Genomic DNA, 16,534 nt, shown 5'->3' on the forward strand with positions numbered 1-16,534 from the left:
CTGGTGCGGACGTCGCTGGTGGGGGCGGGTGCGACTATGGTTGCGGGGTGGAGCGCGCCGGGCACGAGTGTTGGTCGTACGACGATCAGCGGGTGATCGACGCGTACGCGCGGGAGGTGATCCTCGCCGGGATCGCCGGCGGCGAACGGGTCTGGTACGTCCCGGGCCGGGAGTCCGAGCTGACCGCGCAGGCGCTGCCGGGCGGTGACGCGGTCCGGGTGGTGCACTTCGGCGATGCGTATTCGGGCCAGGCCGTCCTCGATCCGGTCGCCCAGGTGGGCGCCTACGCGGCGGCGACCGAGGAGGCGCTGGCCGACGGGTTCACCGGGCTGTGCGTGGTCGCCGACGTCACCGAGCTGGTCCGCGGCGACGAGCAGCGCGACGCCTTCGCCCGCTATGAATACCTGATCGGGCGCTACATGCGGACCGACGCGATGCGGGCGGTGTGCGCCTACGACCGGCGGGTGCTGGGCGCCGCGGCGGTCGCCGAGATCGCCTGCCTGCACGAGTCGAGCACCGGGGCGGGCGTGCCGTTCCAGCTGCATCCGGCGCTGTCCCGCGCGGAGGCGGTGCTCGACGGGGAGCTCGACCCGGCCGGCGAGGAGCTGTTCGCCACCGCGCTGCGACGCACCGACCTGGCGCCGGCCGGTGGGGAGATCGTGGTGGACGCCGCCGGGCTGCGGTTCATCGACCATCGGGCGCTGCTGGTGCTGCAGCGCTACGCCGAGTCGCGCGGGCTGACCGCGGTGCTGCGCACCCGGTTCGAGGCCGCGGCGCGGCTGGCCGAGCTGATCGGCCTCACCCACGTGCGCGTGGAGCCGGCCGCATGACCAGGACCGGAGCGGCGGCCGGACACCACGGCTACTACCACGAGGCGCTCTGCTACGCGGCCGACGACGAGCTGCTCGCGGTGGTCGTGCCGTTCCTGCTCGGCGGGATCGCGGCCGGCGAGCCCACGATGATCGCGCTCGGTGAGCGCACCGGTGAGCTGGTGCGGTCCGCGCTGCCGGCCGGCACACCGGTCACCGTCCTGGCCGGTGGGGCGATGTACGCGCGGCCGGCCTCCGCGATCCGCGCCTACCGGAACCTGTTGACCGGGCACGTCGCCGCCGGCGCGACCCAGATCCGGATCATCGGCGAGCTGTCGCCGGACACCTTCGGGCCGCTCTGGGACTCCTGGGCGCGGTACGAGTCGGCGATCAACCACGCGTACGACGACTTCCCGCTGTGGAGCATGTGCGCCTACGACCTGCGGGTCACCCCGGCGCCGGTGCTCGCCGACGTGCTGCGCACCCACCCGCGCACCGCGGCCCCGCACGGCGGCCACGTGCCGAACGCCGACTACACCGAGCCGATGCTCTATCTCAGCGACCGCCGGGTGCCGCCGCCGGACCCGCTGCAGTGCGACGCGCCGGCCGCCGACCTGTCATCGCCCACCCCCGGGGAGGCCCGGCAGGCGGTCCGCGCGGCCGGCACCGGCGTGGTCGGGCCGGACGAGCTGGAGGACCTCGTCGTCTCGGTCAGCGAGGCGGTGTCCAACGCGTACCGGCACGGCCGCCCCCCGGTCCGGATGCGGCTGTGGTGCGGGCCCGGCCGGCTCGTGGTCAGCGTGACCGACGCCGGCTCCGGCCCGAAGGAGCCGTTCGCCGGTCTGCTGCCGACCGGCGACGGCGTCGACGGCGGCCTGGGCCTGTGGATCGCCCACCAGTCCTGCGACCACGTCGCCCTCTACCGCGACACCGACGGTTTCACGATCCGGCTGACCACCGGCCGGTGATCCGGGCCGCGGCCATCCCCGCGGCGTGACCGGAACTTGGTGGCCGGTCACGTCCACCCTGCGGCCGTTTCGCGCCGAGAATGTCGCGGCCGGAATGGGTCCGATGATGCAACCATGGCAGTGTGCAACCTTCTTCCGATGCGGCGCCGGGCGCCGCGGTGCAGGCGCTGATGCTGGCCAGCCGGGCGTTCGTCGGGATCACCGTGCGGGCGCTGGCGGCGGTGCCGGGCGAGGTGACGCTGCCGCAGTTCCGAACGCTGGTGGTGCTGGCCGCACGGGGCCCGCAGCGCAGCATCGACATCGCCGAGGAGCTCGGGGTGAACCCGTCGACCGGGACCCGGATGCTGGACCGGCTGATCGGCAAGGGCCTGGTGCGCCGGACCCGGTCGGCCACCGACCGGCGGGTGGTGCGGCTACGGCTGACCCCGGACGGGCAGCGGCTGGTCGAGCAGATCCTGGACCGGCGCCGTCGCGAGCTGGAGCGGCTCGTCGACGGGAACCCGGGGCTGTGGTCGCCGCCGGTGATCGAGGCGCTGACCGCGTTCGCGACAGCGGCGGGGGAGCAGGCCGCGGCGACGGAGCGGTCTGCGGCCGGAAAGCCGCCCGCGGTCGGAGCGCAGGCTGCCGGCCCGAGCGGCCCGGACTGGTGGCTGGGCTGGACCCCGGGCGACGCGGTAGGCGAGAACATTGCATAACGCAATGGTGGTTGGCGACAAGAAGAGCGGGGAACAGAGGCTGGCGCTGAGCAGGACAGGTGGGATGCCGACGGAGCGCACCACGTGGCCCGGATCGACGACACGGTGACCCGCGGCGACCCGGCCCCGCCGATGTCCGGCACGAACTGAAGGACGGGCAGCATGGCAATGCGGATCGAGGACTACGCGATCGTCGGTGACCTGCACACCGCGGCGCTGATCGGCCGGGACGGGTCGGTCGACTGGCTGTGCCTGCCCCGCTTCGACTCGCCGGCCTGCTTCGCCGCGCTGCTCGGCGACGAGGGTGCCGGCCGCTGGCGGATCGCGCCGGCCGGGGCGGGCGTCGCCACCCGGCGGCGGTACGACGACGACACGCTGGTGCTGGAGACCGAATGGGACACCCCGGACGGCACCGTGCGGGTCACCGACTTCATGCCGCCGCGCGGCGAGGCCGCCGACCTGGTCCGGGTGGTCGAGGGGGTCAGCGGCTCGGTGCGGATGCGCGTCGACCTGACCCTGCGCTTCGACTACGGGCACATCGTGCCGCTGGTGCGACGGACCCGGCACGGGTGGCACGCGGTCGCCGGGCCGGACGCGGTCTGGCTGACCACCCCGGTGCCGCTGCACAACCACGACCTGACCACGACCGCCGAGTTCACCGTGACGGCCGGCGAGCGGGTGCCGTTCGTGCTCACCTACCGCCCGTCGCACGAGCCGGCGCCGCAGAGCGCCGAACCGGACGCCGCGCTGCGGGACACCCGGCGGTTCTGGCAGGAGTGGCTCGGGCGCCACGACTACGACGGGCCGTACGCGGACGCCGTACGCCGCAGCCTGATGTTTCTGAAAGCTCTCACCTACGCCCCCACGGGCGGGATCGTCGCGGCGGCGACCACCTCGCTGCCGGAACAACTCGGCGGCCCGCGCAACTGGGACTATCGCTACTGCTGGCTGCGCGATGCCACGTTCACGCTGCAGGCGCTGCTCGGCGCCGGGCACGTCAGCGAGGCCCGAGCGTGGCGCGAGTGGCTGCTGCGCGCGGTCGCCGGCGATCCCGCCGACCTGCAGATCATGTACGGGCTCGACGGCACCCGCCGGCTGCCCGAGTACACGCTGGACTGGCTGTCCGGATATCAGGGCGCCGGCCCGGTCCGGATCGGCAACGCGGCGGCCGGGCAGTTCCAGCTCGATGTCTGGGGCGAGGTCCTCGACGGGCTGCACCTGAGCCGCGAGTCCGGGCTGGCGGTCAAGGACGACGCCTGGGACGTGCAGCGCTCGCTGCTCGACTTCCTGGAGAGCAACTGGCAGCACCCGGACAACGGGTTGTGGGAGGTCAGGGGACCGCGCCGGCATTTCGTGCACTCCAAGGTGATGGCCTGGGCCGGCCTCGACCGGGCGATCACCGCGGTCGAGAAGCACGGCCTTCCGGGCCCGGCGGACCGCTGGCGGGCCATCCGCGACGCGATCCACGCCGAGGTGTGCGACCGCGGTTTCGACCCGTCCCGCGGTACGTTCACCCAGTACTACGGGTCGGCGGGGCTCGATGCGGCACTGTTGCTGATTCCCCAGGTCGGTTTTCTGCCGTACGACGACCCGCGCGTGATCGGCACCGTGGAAGCGGTCATGAAGGACCTGTGCCACGACGGGTTCGTGCTGCGCTACCGCCCCGACCAGGACGGGGTGGACGGCCTGCCCGGCACCGAGGGCGCCTTCCTGGCGTGCACGTTCTGGCTGGTCGAGGCGTTGCACGGGATCGGCCGCACCGTCGAGGCGACCGAGCTGTTCGAGCGGCTCCTGTCGTTGCGCAACGACGTCGGGATGCTCGCCGAGGAGTACGACCCGGGCAGCGGCCGCCACCTGGGCAACACCCCGCAGGCGTTCAGCCTGGTCGGCCTGGTCAACGCGGCCCGCCGCCTGGGCCGGCCGCAGGGGTAGGCGGGCGCAGACGTCGCGACCACTCCGCTCATCCCGGCGTGATCATGTCGTCGGTCGTCGGCTACGCCCGCTGTACCGCTGAGCCGGGGGACCGGGAGAACCAGGTTCGGGTACTGCGGAGGCTGGGCGTCACCGCCTCGCAGATCTTCCTGGACGAGCCGTTGACCGGCGCGTCCACGTCCCGGCCTGCAGCAGGCGCTGCGCTCGCTGCGAGCCGGGGACACCCTGGTCACCCCGGGCTCGGCGCGGCTGGCCCGGTCATTGGCCGATACCCGGTCGATCGTCGAGCAGCTCGCGCAGCGTCGCGCCTGCGTGTCCCTGGCCGGCCATCTGCATGATCCGGCGGTGGTGTCGGCTCCTGTCTCTCATACCGCTTCGCGCGCCGCCGATAGGTCTGGCGATTGAGAGCAGGAGGGGGTGGAAAGGGTGCAAGGACGCGGAGCGGTACACCGGTCAGCGCCGCGAGGCGACCAGCGCTTCGTCTGGGCCGGTCTGCTGGCGGCGTGTGCCACCAGTGCGTTGTGGCTGGTCGTGCAGGCCCTGAACCCCGGATGGCTACCGAACGTTGCGTGGATCCCGGGCGGTGTCACTCTGCTCCTCGGAGCGTGGGCGGCCTGGCGGATCGCCCGGCGCGGTGCGGCGTCCGCGGACGGCCGACGGTTCTGGACCCAGATCGCCATAGGCACAGCTCTGGTGACTCCGGGCGCCTGCCTCATCAACGCGGTCAACACCGGGGCGTTGCCGGCCGCGGCGGCTGTTCTCGTCGTGGCGGTAAGTTTCATCGCAGTCGCGCTATTGCTGATGATCGGGGCATTGCTGCGGCTTCCCGTCGCTGACCGCGCCCGCGGTCAGGCGGTCCGACTCGGCCTCGACGCCGCCACGATCATGGTAGTGGCGGCGACCGTGTTGTGGGAATACCAGGTCCGCCCCATGATCGGGTCGGACCCGCAATTGCGTACGGTGATCGGTCCCCTGCTGGTGTGCGCCATCTGCATGGGCGCCGTCCTCGCCGTGGTCAAGCTCATGCTCGCCGGCACCGACGCGGTGTCCGTCCGGTCGCTGCAGGCGTTGGGCCTGCTCGTCCTGATCGGGGCACTGGCTTCAGCGCTGACCAGAATCCTGGAACACGACGCCCGCTGGCTGGGCGTTGGTCCGCTGATCAGCACGGTGGAGGGTGTTCTCGTCGTGGTGGCGGCCGGGCAACCGCCGGCCGCGGCCGGTGCTGCGGCGGATCGCCGCAGCACCTTCAGCGTCATGCCGTACGTCGCGGTCGGCGTCATCGACTCGCTGCTGCTGATCCACACCCTGAACGGGCGCCAGAACACCGCGATGGTGATCGGGTCCGTCCTGGTGACCGTCGTGGTCGTCGGCCGGCAGATCATCGCGTTCCGCGACAACACGCACCTGATCGACTCGCTGCGTGAGCACCGTCGGATGCTGCAGCACCAGGCCACCCATGACCCGTTGACCGGCCTGGCCAACCGGGCGCTGTTCTACGAGGACGTGTCAGCGGCCTGCGCGCAGCACGATGCGACGGTCCTGCTCCTGGACCTGGACGGTTTCAAGCCGGTCAACGACACCTTCGGTCATGCGGCCGGCGACGCGCTGCTGGTCGAGGTGGGCCGGCGCCTGAGGGACACCGCCGCGCAAGCTCAGCGAGTGGCACGCCTAGGCGGGGACGAGTTCGCCGTGCTTCTTCCGTCGTCAGATCAGGACACGGCACGGACGGCCGCCGATCGCATCATCGCGGCGCTGCGGCCACCGATCGCGACCCACGGCGTCACGCTACCCGTGCGCATGAGCATCGGGATCGCCGTGTATACCGACGGCGATGACGCGGAGTCCCTGATCAGGCACGCCGACCTGGCGATGTACGAGGCGAAGGCCGCCGGCAAGAACCGGCACGCCACCTACACCGCGGAGGGGCGGCACAGAATCGACGCGGATGCCGACGGTCGGCTGTGCAGCCCCCTGTCCGAGGCTTCCGCCTGACCGACGCGGGTGCCGAATTCCACTGCTTTCATCATCTGGTCCGCAACTCGGGTCAGCCGCTCGGTCAGGGTGCTGCTTGAGCATCCGGCGAGCGCTGTGGCGACGAGCAGCGTCCCGCACCGGCGGGCGAAAGCGACGATCACGGTCACCGATAGGTGACCGTGATCGGGACGTGGTCGTTACGGCGTTATGTTCCAGCTCTGGCAGTTGTTGCCGAGGGCAGTCCACTGACGGACGGCCGCGCCGTCCGCGGCGGAGCAGTCCGCCACGTCGAGCACCTTGCCGTTGCCGCGGTTGGCGATCAGGTAGCGGGTACCGACCGGGGTGACACTCCACTGCTGGCACGCGTTGCCGAGTGCTGTCCACAGGTCGATGCCGGCGCCGTCCGCCGTACCGCAGTTGACCGAGTCGAGCACCTTGCCGCTGTTGACACTGGTGATGGTGTAGTAGCCGCCGGCCACCCGGGTGAAGCTCCACTGCTGGCAGCTGTTGCCCAGCGAGCTCCACTGCCGTACGCCGGTGCCGTTGGCGGTGCCGCAGTCGGTGGCGTCCAGGACCTTGCCACTGCTCTGGTTGACGAGCCGATACCGGGTGCCCGCAACCGGGAAGGTGACGGTGCCGCCGGGGTCCCCGGAGGGCGCCGTGATGGTGGTGCCCGAGGCGACCGGCGTGCCCAGGTTCGGGGTGCCGTCGGAGTTCCAGTTCACCTTGGTGATCCGGGCGGTACGGGTGCCGGCGCAGCCCTGCGTGGCCGAGTCGTTCGCGTGATAGACCATCCAGGTCTCGGTGCCGTCCGGCGACGTGAAGAAGGCGTGATGACCGGGCCCGAAGACGCCGTTGGCGTCGGAGCGCTGGAAGAGAGCTGTGCTCTTCTTGACCCAGGAAGTGGCGATCATCGGGTCGGCGCCGGTGAGGGTCAGCATGCCGATCTTGTAGTCCGGCGTGGTGCAGGAGCTGGCGGAGAAGGTGAGGAAGGTCTTGCCGCCATGCTGCAGGATGTGTGGCGCTTCGTTGACCTTGGCCCCGGACGTCTCCCACGCGTTGGTGGGGGCGGCGATCCTGGTAGCGGCGCCGCTGATCGTCCAGGGGTTGCTCATCGGGGCGATGAAGAGGCTCTGCTGGTCACCGACCCAGGCCGAGTAGAAGAAATACAGTTTGCCGGCGATCGTGGCGACGCTGCCGTCGATGGCCCAGCCGTTGTTCTGCACCGGCAGCTGCGCGGCGAAGTGGTAGGGACCCATCGGGTCGGTGCCGCTGCTCTCCAGAACTACCGAGCGTTGCCCGTCGCAGCACGCCGCGGTGCCGGCGGTGTAGTAGAGATACCAGCGCTTGCCGTTCGGGCCGTCGAGCAGGTGCAGTTCCGGCGCCCAGGCGTTGCAGCAGACGGTTGAGCCGGCACCGGTGTAGACGACGCTGTAGGCGGCGCCCGACAGCTGGGTGACGGAGGCCGCCTTCTTGACCACGACCTGGTTGTTCCAGGTCGTGGCGGCGAGGTAGTAGTTGCCGTTGTAGTAACCCATCCACGGGTCAGCGCCGTACGGTGCCGGAGCCACCAGGTTGGACGTGGTGGCGGCGGCCGTTGCCGGCGTTGTTGCTGTTAACAATGTTCCGATGGCGGCGGTCAGGGTCATCGCCAGGGCCAGCGTCGCCCTGGCCAAGCGGCGGGGCAGGTCAGGTGCCATTCCGTGCCTCTCGTTCGGCCCGCGTCGCGGCGGGCGTGCAACCTTGGAGGCGAAGTGTGACCGCTAACACCAGGCGCGGTCAACGGAGGTCAGAAACATTTTCGAAATCTTTCGGATGGCTGCGACGCCATCGTGACCTCGGGCCGTCCGGGCACCGGATTCCCGACAGCCTGGTCGCCTTCTCGGCCGTGGCTTCCTCACCAGAATCCGCGGATTGTTCGAGTGCTATGACCACCGGGGACAGGCCCGGCGCTCGGCGGTCCTAACCGGGTAGATCCTGCGGGCCGAGCCGGTGCAGCAGCGTTCGCGCCACCGCATGAACCTCGTCGGGATCGAAGGTCAGCACGAAGTCGATGGCATCGTCGTGGCGCCGTCGCGTGCACAGAGCCACGGTGACATGCGGGTCCACGATCACCAGCGCCGCCTCCGACTCCACCCCGCTCAGTCCATCGGTGATCGACGTGCGAATCGGCGAAGGAGCTGGCAGGCCCGGGCCGGGACCGGAGACACCCACCAGCGCCGCGGTCGATGCCGCGTCGGCCAGCCGCGGAATCCAGCCGTGTCCCGTCGCGAGGTCCGGATACGCGCCCAGGACCACGCCGTACGGGCCGGCGAACGGCAATTGCCTCAAGACGTGTGCGGTGAGCCCGTCGAGGAGATGCCGGTCCCCGGTCCGGGCGCGGTGGCGAGCCGAGGCCATATCGAACGGGCTGGCACCGGGTACGTACAACTCAGGGCGGGGAGCACGCAACCGAGCCGACGGGTCGACCGGCCAATCCCGCACGGCGGACAGCGGCCCAGGCCGGGCGAACAACCATCCCTGCCCCCAGCCGGCGCCCAAGGCGCGTGCCACCTGGAGATCCTGCTCCGTCTCGATGCCCTCGGCGATCACCATCGCACCGGTCCGCTGGGCGTATCCGCACACCAGCGCGGTCGTCTCGATGGTGTGTGCGCAGTACGGGTCGCGCAGCAGGTGCATGTCGAGCTTGACGACCTCCGGCTCCAACAGCGGCAGGAAGGCCAGCGACAGCCGGTCCGCACCAACATCGTCGAGCGCCAGCGCACCGCCGGTGCGGTGCGCCCGGGCGGCGACCTCAAGCAGCGCCGACGGGTGCGCCGCCAGGGCACGCTCGGTGAACTCCAGCACGTATCGGTAGGTCGAGATCGAGGCGAGCCGTAATCGCAGGTCCTCGCTGAGCGGCCGATCCGCCCCGGCGGGTTCCTTGTTGATGAACACCAGCGGTGGCACCACCGCTCCGGGGGCCTGAGCGATCTCATGTGCCCGGGCGGCGCACAACTGGTCCAGCTCCGGCACCAGGTCAACCCGCGCAGCGGCCTCGAACAACTGGTCCGGGAACTCCAGCGGGGATCCTGCCGGCCCACGCGCAAGCGCCTCCGCCCCCACCAGCCGGCGGGTATCGAGGTCGACGATGGGCTGGAACAGCGGCTCAACGGCACGCTCGGCCACTACACGGGAGATGAGCGCGACAGACTCGTTCCGGGCGTCACACACCTGCCTGTTCCTCTGGATCACACCACCAGTCCCGTCCGAGATGGTTTCCGCACTTCTGCTGATCGGCTGACACCCGGCTCACCTGAGCACTCGCGACTCCATGGATTCGAAGACCTGCTTATCGGCATTCATGCCTGCCGCCTGCTCTGTGCCGAACACGCGGACGACCTTGCCGACGAGGACGACGATACCGAGGAGCGCCATGACGAGATCGACGAAGCGTTCGTGTGGCTGTGCGTGCCCGTACAGCTCAAGATCGAGGATCTGGTGGCCGGCGGGTTGATCCGCGAGGTGCGGCCGGAGTCTGCCGGTGCGGCGCTTTCCGGGCGGATGCGTGCCGAGTGGCAGGCCGTCCCGCAGCAAGTGCCTTCCCCGCTGACGGCATCGAGAGACATCGTTGCTGGGGGCGCTCCCATCGCAACGGTGCGTCCACAGTGTTAACGGCTGGCGACAGACGGCTTCCCGGCTGTTTGCAAGTGCTTCCACGTGATGCAAGAGTTTGCTAGCTTCGTGCGGTGCGGTGACGCCGCTGGCGGCCATCGATGAAGCGCCGGCCTCTCCGGACGGCGGGCGCCCCCGCGGGCACCGCACCACGTTCCCCGTCACGCCCCGAGGAGGGCCGCGTCTTGGTTCTGTCCCGTCATCGCGACGTCATGCGTCGCCTGTCCGCCGTGCTGGCGCTCGGCCTGGTGGTGCCCCTGCTGCTGGCGCCACCGTGGCGGGCGTCGGCCGCGCCGGCCGGCGCGGCCGAGCCGAGCGCCGCGGCCCTGGCCCATTGGGGAGCCGACCGGCCGGCACCCGCCGAACAGTTCTACTTCGTCCTGCCCGACCGGTTCGCCGACGGGAACCCGAAGAACGACACCGGCGGTCTCTCCGGCGACCGGCTCTCCACCGGGTACGACCCCACCGACAAGGGCTTCTACCACGGTGGGGACATCCAGGGGGTGATCGACAAGCTGGACTACATCCAGGGGCTCGGCACCACCGCCATCTGGCTGGCCCCGGTCTTCAAGAATCGGCCGGTGCAGGGGACCGGCGCCGCCGCCTCGGCCGGCTACCACGGTTACTGGGTCACCGACTTCACCCAGGTCGACCCGCACTTCGGCACCAACGCCGACCTCAAGCGCCTGGTGCAGCTGGCACACCGGCGGGGCCTGAAGATCTACCTGGACATCATCGTCAACCACACCGCCGACGTCATCCAGAACGAGGGCGGCAAGAGCACGTACGTGGACAAGGCCGACGCCCCGTACCGGGACAGCCGGGGCCGGCCGTTCGAGGACCACAACTACGCCGACGGCTCGCGGCCGTTCCCGAAGGTGAACCTGCAGTCGTTCCCGTACACGCCGGTCTTCGCCAGCCCCGCCGACGCCACGGCGAAGGTCCCGGCCTGGCTGAACGACCCGACCATGTACCACAACCGCGGCAATTCGCTGTTCAGTGGGGAGAACAGCGAGTACGGCGACCACACCGGCCTCGACGACCTGTGGACCGAGCGGCCCGAAGTGGTCCGCGGCATGACCGAGATCTACGCCGACTGGATCCGGGACGCCGACATCGACGGCTACCGGATGGACACCGTCAAGCACAGCAACATCGAGTTCTGGCAGCAGTTCAACCCGGCCATCCAGCAGGCCGCGCGACGGGCCGGCAAACCCGGCTTCTTCATGTTCGGCGAGGTCTTCAGCGCCGACCAGGAGGTGGAGAGCCGATACGTCCGGCAGGGCGGCCTGGCCGCGTCCCTGGACTTCTCCTTCCAGTCGGCGGCCCGCACGTTCGTCTCCGGTGACACGCCGGCCACCGCGCTGGCCGACCTTTACCGACACGACGACCTCTACACCGCCCGCGACACCGGGGCCGGCCGGATGCCCACCTTCCTCGGCAACCACGACATCGGCCGGATCGGCTCGTTCATCACCACCGGCGGCGCCGACCGGACCAGTTACCTGCGGCGCGACCAGCTGGCCCACGAGCTGATGTTCCTCACCCGCGGGCAGCCGGTGGTCTACTCCGGCGACGAGCAGGGCTTCACCGGGCCGGGCGGGGACAAAGACGCCCGGCAGGACATGTTCGCCAGCCGGACGCCGGACTACCTCGACGACGACCTGATCGGCACCGACCGGACCCACGCGAGCGACAACTACGACACCGGGCACCCGCTCTACCGCACCATCGCCGAGCTGGGCGCGCTGCGTAAGGCGAACCCGGCGCTACGCGACGGCGTGCAGATCACCCGGTACGCGGCGCCCGGCGCCGGCATCTTCGCGTTCTCCCGGGTCGACCCGGTCCGACGCCAGGAATACCTGGTCGCGGTCAACAACGCCACCACCGCACAGACGGCCACCGTCGGCACCGCCACGCCGGGCAGCACCTTCACCGGCGTCTACCGCGCGGGCGGTACCGCCGCCACCGGCTCCGACGGCAAGCTCACGGTGACCGTGCCCGCCCTGTCCGCGGTGGTCTACCGGGGCGGCAGCCCCATCGCGGTCCCGTCGGCCCGGCCCACCGTGCGGATCAGCGCACCGGCCGCGGGGGCGTCCGTGCCGTCGCGGGCCGATCTGGTCGCCGACGTCACCGGCGATCCGCTGGCCACGGTGACCTTCGCGGCGCAGGCCGGATCCGGCCCGTGGACCGTGATCGGCACCGCGCGGCAGGCCCCGTACCAGGTTCACCACGACCTGACCGGTCTGGCCGGCGGGGTCACCGTGAGGTACAAGGCGGTGGTCCGGGACGGTCGCGGACGTACCGCGAGCTCCACCTCGTCGCTGCGGGTCGGCACCCCGGACACCCACGTCGCGCCGGAGCGGATGGTGGTGCACTACCAGCGGCCCGCCGGTGACTACGGCGCCTGGCGGTTGTACGCCTTCGGCGACATCGACGCGTCCGCCCAGACCACCTACCCGGACGGGCAGCCGTTCGCCGGCCAGGACGAGTACGGCGCGTTCGCCTGGGTGAGACTCAAGCCCGGCGCCAAGAACGCCGGTTTCGTCGTGGTGGACGGCAACGGCGTCAAGGACGTCCAGCAGGACCGGTTCGTCGACCCGGGCCGACAACCGGAGATCTGGCTGAAAGCGGGCGACGCGACGGTGTACCCGTCCCGGCAGGACGCCACCGGCCGGCCCGACCCGCAACCGGACCCGAAGACCGCCGTCCTGCACTACCGGCGCGCCGACGGCGACTACACCGGATGGGGCCTGCACGTCTGGGACGGCGCGGCCCAGCCCACCGAGTGGACGGCGCCGCTGGCCCCGTCCGGGCGCGACGCCTACGGTGTCACGTTCCGGGTGCCGCTCGCCGACGGCGCCACTGGGGTCAGCTACGTCCTGCACGCCGGTGACACCAAGGACCAGCCGACCGATCAGCGGATCGACTTCGCCGCCGGCCGTGAGGTGTGGCTGCTCGACGGGGTGGCCGAGCGCCTGCTGCCGGTGACCCGCCGGACCGCGGCCGGCGCCGGGATCGATGTGACGACCTCGCGCGCCGGGTGGGCCAGCCGGGACACGGTGGTCTGGAACACCGGTGTGGGCAGCACCTTGCAGCCGGTCGGCGGTGGCACCGACGGGCGGGTGTACGAGCTGGCCTACGCCCCGGTCGGGGGGATCACCGTGGTCGGCGGGGAGCTGGCGGGGGCGTACCGGACCCTGCGGCTCACCGCGCAGCGTGACGGCCTGACCGAGAGCCAGCGAGTCCGGTTCCCGAAGCTGTGGCGGTACGGCGCCTTCCGCGTCGCCGACGCCGACCGGCACCGTCTCGCCACGGCGTTGCGCGGTCAGGTGGTGATCACCGAACGGGACGCCTCGGGCAAGCTGCTCGCGGCCACCGGTGTGGGCGCCGCCGGTGACCTCACCGGCTGACCGGAGACCGGGATGATCGGGGCGCCCGCGCCGAGCGCGCGGGCCCCCGATCGCGGTGAACCGGTCAGCTGCCGGGCATCTCGTAGCGCCGCAGCCCGAGCCGGAAGGTGCCGTACCCCAGCAGGACGGTGAGCGTGGTGACCGGCAGCATCCACAGCAGCGGCCCGGCGTCCCCGGTGAGCAGGTAGCGCACCGGTAGGTAGGCGGTGAACGCGAACGGCAGCACCCAGGTGAGCACCCCGCGCAGCACCGGGTGGTAGAGGTTGAGCGGGTACGCGGTGAACTCGCTGAGCTGGTTGACCGCCACCATCACGTTGAGGCTGCTGGTCATCCAGAACGACAGGGAGGCCAGGAACGCCTTGAGGAAGGTGTGGATCAGGGCGCCGCCGAGGACCAGGGGCAGCAACAGCAGCCACTGTGCCACGGTCAGGTGCAGGTCCATCGTCCCGGCCGCGGTGACCACGATGGCGATGCCGGTGGCCAGCTCCCCGAACCCGTCCGGATAGAGGAACCGTTCGGACAGCAGCGCGTAGAACGGGTTCACCGGCCGGATCAGGTAGCGGAAGAAGTCGCCGGTGCGCACCAGCTGCCAGGCCAGGATCCACAGCTGGTCGGTGAAGAGCCGGTCCAGCCCGCGGGGCAGCAGGGAGAACCCGAGCAGGAACAGCGCCTGCTGGCGGGTCCAGCCGCCGAGCGCCGGAACGTACTGGAAGATCACCCCGATCAGGGCGATCTGGCAGGCGATCCGGATGACGAAGCTGGCCGCCCCGATGAGGAAGTCCATCCGGTACGCGGTGAGCCGGTGCAGGCTCGCCCCGCACAGCACCGCCGTGAGGCGCAGGTACCGGCGCGCCGTGGAGACGGTCATCCGCCGAGCACCTCCACCCTGCGCAGCGACCGGTTCCAGGCCAGGGCCAGCACGCCGTACAGCAGTACCGCCCAGAGCGCCTGGACACCGAGGATGGCAGCGGCGCCGGAACCGCCGGAGTAGCCGCCGAGCAGCAGCCGCAACGGGCTGTCGATCAGGCCCTGGAACGGCAGCAGCCGCAGCAGCCGGGCCACGCCGTCCGGGAACAGCGCGAGCGGGACGACCTGGCCGGCCAGGAAGGCGACGAGCGCGTTCTTGATCGTACGGATGCCCCAGGTGTTGGTCGTGACGAAGGCGGCGAGACCCACCAGGAAGTTGATCTCGAAGGCGAGGATCACCGAGAGCAGCAGCGCGACGGCGAACAGCAGCAGGTTGGCGGGCGGGGGAGCGGGCAGCGACGCGAACATCGCGAAACCGGCGAGCACCGGGGCGCCGGCCAGCAGCGCACTGAGCGCGGCGGTCGGCAGGTTCACCGCCAGACAGCTGAGCGCGTAGTTCGCCGGGCGTACCAGGGAGACCGCGATGTCCCCGCGGTACACCTCGCCGGCGATCATCTCGTCGATCCGGTTGGTGTGCAGCATCCCGAGCACCTGCGCGAGCACGATGTACGAGGTGAGCTGTGCGAACGGGAGGCCGGCCGGTGCCGGTCCGCCGGCGTAGACGGCTCGCCACAGGAACACCTGCAACGAGGTGGCCGCAGCCGCCGTGAGTGCGCTCAGGACGATGGTCGAGCGGTAACGGGTGACGGCGTGCAGTCCGGCGAGGGCGAACGGCGCGTACCGGCGCGCGGCGCGGATCATGCGCCGTCCCCGGCGGTGACCGGCTCCGGGCGCGACCCGGCGTAGATGCGGCGCAGCAGTGTCTCCAGATCGGCGTCCGGCACCAGCACGTCGCTCAGGTCGAACCGGTCCAGCAGGAAGGCGATCACCTGCCGGGCCGACCAGCGGTCCACCGGGAACTCGACCCGGATCCGGCCGGACTCGGCCGGAGTGGCGTCCACCTCGGGCAGTCCTTCGGTGATGATGCGCAGCGCGGCGGCCTCGGAGACGCTGCCGGCGGCGTACTCGAAGGTGACCGCCCGGGTGTCCACCGACCGCAGCAGGTCCCGCATCGTTCCCTGGTGGACGATCGTCCCGCGGTCCACGACCAGCGCCTGATCGCAGATGCTGGTGATGTCGCCGATGTCGTGGCTGGTCAGCATGACCGTGGTGCCCAGTTCGGCGTGGATGTGGTTGATCAGGTCCCGGACCGCCTGCTTGAGGACCAGGTCCAGGCCGATGGTGGGTTCGTCGAGGAAGACCACGGCCGGGTCGTGCAGCAGCGAGGCGGCGATCTCGGCCCGCATGCGCTGGCCCAGGCTCAGCTGGCGGACCGGGGTGTTGCCGAGGGCGCCGAGGTCCAGCCGGTCCCGGAACAGGCGCATGTTCCGGTCGTACACCGCCTGCGGCACCTCGTAGACGTGCCGCAGGATGCGGAACGAGTCGAGGACCGGCAGATCCCACCAGAGCTGGCTGCGCTGGCCGAAGACCACGCCGATCCGGCCGGCGACCCGGGTGCGCTGCCGGTGCGGGTCGAGGCCGTCGACCCGGACCCGCCCGGTGGTCGGGCGCATGATGCCGGTCAGGAGTTTGATCGTGGTGGACTTGCCCGCGCCGTTCGCCCCGATGTAGGCGATCTTGACACCGGACGGGACCTCGAAGCTGATGTCGTCGACGGCCCGGACCACGTCGTACCGGGCCGAGAACATGGTTCGCAGGCTGCCCCGCAGACCCGGCTCGCGCCGGTAGCGCTTGAAGTGCTTGCTGAGGTGCTCGGCGACGATCATGCCGGTCGTGCCGTCCGGCCGGGCATGCCGGGCGTACCCGGGCATGGCGAGTCGAGATGATTCACGGATCCTCGTTTCTTTTCCGGAAGATGTCGTGGCGGCAACATTTTGAAATTGATGATTACCATCAATTAACCGAGTTTCCACAATGTCGCGCCGGTCTCGGCGACCGGCTATATGGAAGCAATCCGAACAGTCGGCCGGAGGATGTTGTCGACGGTGTGACAATCCGCGGGCGGCCGGCGCCGCGCTGCGCCGGAGTGCGGCCGGCCATCCTCGTTGTCCGAGGTGCTGAGGGGCACGGCCGATCGCTCGGTAGGGGGAGGGCGGTCATCCGCTGTGCGGTGCGGGATCAGCCAAGTGAGCATTGAATGCGATTGCGGCGGCACTCGTCAA

Annotated in this window: 13 protein-coding genes; 7 read left to right on the top strand and 6 right to left on the bottom strand. The window is 70.8% G+C overall.

All coding sequences use genetic code 11. From position 1 onward, the window contains the following. The first annotated feature begins 47 nt into the window (after nt 1–47). From ACSP50_RS17760 to ACSP50_RS17785, 6 genes are all read left to right on the top strand, one after another. Complete coding sequence (locus ACSP50_RS17760; protein ID WP_014690622.1) at nt 48–830, top strand: MEDS domain-containing protein; 783 nt, start codon at nt 48–50, stop codon at nt 828–830. Further along, the gene (locus ACSP50_RS17765; protein WP_014690623.1) at nt 827–1,777 is read left to right on the top strand and encodes a sensor histidine kinase; all 951 of its coding nucleotides are present in this window, start codon (nt 827–829) and stop codon (nt 1,775–1,777) included. The genes ACSP50_RS17760 and ACSP50_RS17765 overlap by 4 nt, the downstream gene beginning before the upstream one ends. Before the next feature lie 122 nt (nt 1,778–1,899). After that, nucleotides 1,900–2,472: a MarR family winged helix-turn-helix transcriptional regulator gene (locus tag ACSP50_RS17770; protein WP_231956962.1), complete on the top strand. Its 573-nt coding sequence runs from the start codon at nt 1,900–1,902 to the stop codon at nt 2,470–2,472. 162 nt (nt 2,473–2,634) lie between these two features. Then, the gene (locus tag ACSP50_RS17775) at nt 2,635–4,404 is read left to right on the top strand and encodes a glycoside hydrolase family 15 protein (protein WP_014690625.1); all 1,770 of its coding nucleotides are present in this window, start codon (nt 2,635–2,637) and stop codon (nt 4,402–4,404) included. Between the two features lie 225 nt (nt 4,405–4,629). Then, a complete protein-coding gene (locus ACSP50_RS45060; protein WP_369793957.1) occupies nt 4,630–4,809 on the top strand; it encodes a hypothetical protein in 180 nt (59 codons plus the stop codon). 21 nt (nt 4,810–4,830) lie between these two features. Next, nucleotides 4,831–6,396, top strand: coding sequence for a GGDEF domain-containing protein (locus ACSP50_RS17785; protein WP_014690626.1), 1,566 nt, complete (start codon nt 4,831–4,833; stop codon nt 6,394–6,396). A gap of 179 nt (nt 6,397–6,575) precedes the next feature. On the opposite strand, the gene ACSP50_RS17790 is transcribed toward ACSP50_RS17785, so the two are convergent. The 3 genes from ACSP50_RS17790 to ACSP50_RS17800 form a co-directional block, all read right to left on the bottom strand. Then, complete coding sequence (locus tag ACSP50_RS17790) at nt 6,576–8,078, bottom strand: family 43 glycosylhydrolase (protein ID WP_014690627.1); 1,503 nt, start codon at nt 8,076–8,078, stop codon at nt 6,576–6,578. 262 nt (nt 8,079–8,340) lie between these two features. Beyond that, the gene (locus ACSP50_RS17795; protein ID WP_052311611.1) at nt 8,341–9,546 is read right to left on the bottom strand and encodes an EAL domain-containing protein; all 1,206 of its coding nucleotides are present in this window, start codon (nt 9,544–9,546) and stop codon (nt 8,341–8,343) included. A 123-nt stretch (nt 9,547–9,669) separates the two neighbouring features. Beyond that, on the bottom strand, nt 9,670–9,954 hold the full coding sequence (locus ACSP50_RS17800) for a hypothetical protein (protein ID WP_014690629.1): 285 nt from the start codon (nt 9,952–9,954) through the stop codon (nt 9,670–9,672). A gap of 290 nt (nt 9,955–10,244) precedes the next feature. On the opposite strand from ACSP50_RS17800, the gene ACSP50_RS17805 reads away from it, so the two are divergent. Then, on the top strand, nt 10,245–13,445 hold the full coding sequence (locus ACSP50_RS17805; protein ID WP_052311612.1) for an alpha-amylase family glycosyl hydrolase: 3,201 nt from the start codon (nt 10,245–10,247) through the stop codon (nt 13,443–13,445). Nucleotides 13,446–13,509: 64 nt separating this feature from the next. Here the strand turns inward: ACSP50_RS17805 and ACSP50_RS17810 are convergent, their stop codons facing one another. Genes ACSP50_RS17810 through ACSP50_RS17820 form a run of 3 tightly spaced genes read right to left on the bottom strand, consistent with a single transcriptional unit; the run spans nt 13,510 to nt 16,183 of the window. Beyond that, nucleotides 13,510–14,313, bottom strand: coding sequence for an ABC transporter permease (locus tag ACSP50_RS17810; RefSeq protein WP_014690631.1), 804 nt, complete (start codon nt 14,311–14,313; stop codon nt 13,510–13,512). After that, nucleotides 14,310–15,113, bottom strand: a complete 804-nt coding sequence (locus tag ACSP50_RS17815; protein WP_014690632.1) for an ABC-2 family transporter protein — start codon at nt 15,111–15,113, stop codon at nt 14,310–14,312. The genes ACSP50_RS17810 and ACSP50_RS17815 overlap by 4 nt, the downstream gene beginning before the upstream one ends. Then, on the bottom strand, nt 15,110–16,183 hold the full coding sequence (locus ACSP50_RS17820; RefSeq protein WP_014690633.1) for an ATP-binding cassette domain-containing protein: 1,074 nt from the start codon (nt 16,181–16,183) through the stop codon (nt 15,110–15,112). The genes ACSP50_RS17815 and ACSP50_RS17820 overlap by 4 nt, the downstream gene beginning before the upstream one ends. Nucleotides 16,184–16,534 lie beyond the last annotated feature (351 nt).

The sequence above is a fragment of the Actinoplanes sp. SE50/110 genome, from assembly GCF_900119315.1.
GTDB lineage: Bacteria > Actinomycetota > Actinomycetes > Mycobacteriales > Micromonosporaceae > Actinoplanes.

Coding starts and splice junctions, on each gene's coding strand:
- ACSP50_RS17790 (WP_014690627.1), bottom strand. CDS start 8,078: ATGGCACCTGACCTGCCCCGCCGCTTGGCCAGGGCGACGCTGGCCCTG.
- ACSP50_RS17820 (WP_014690633.1), bottom strand. CDS start 16,183: ATGCCCGGGTACGCCCGGCATGCCCGGCCGGACGGCACGACCGGCATG.
- ACSP50_RS17765 (WP_014690623.1), top strand. CDS start 827: ATGACCAGGACCGGAGCGGCGGCCGGACACCACGGCTACTACCACGAG.
- ACSP50_RS17810 (WP_014690631.1), bottom strand. CDS start 14,313: ATGACCGTCTCCACGGCGCGCCGGTACCTGCGCCTCACGGCGGTGCTG.
- ACSP50_RS17805 (WP_052311612.1), top strand. CDS start 10,245: ATGCGTCGCCTGTCCGCCGTGCTGGCGCTCGGCCTGGTGGTGCCCCTG.
- ACSP50_RS17815 (WP_014690632.1), bottom strand. CDS start 15,113: ATGATCCGCGCCGCGCGCCGGTACGCGCCGTTCGCCCTCGCCGGACTG.
- ACSP50_RS17775 (WP_014690625.1), top strand. CDS start 2,635: ATGGCAATGCGGATCGAGGACTACGCGATCGTCGGTGACCTGCACACC.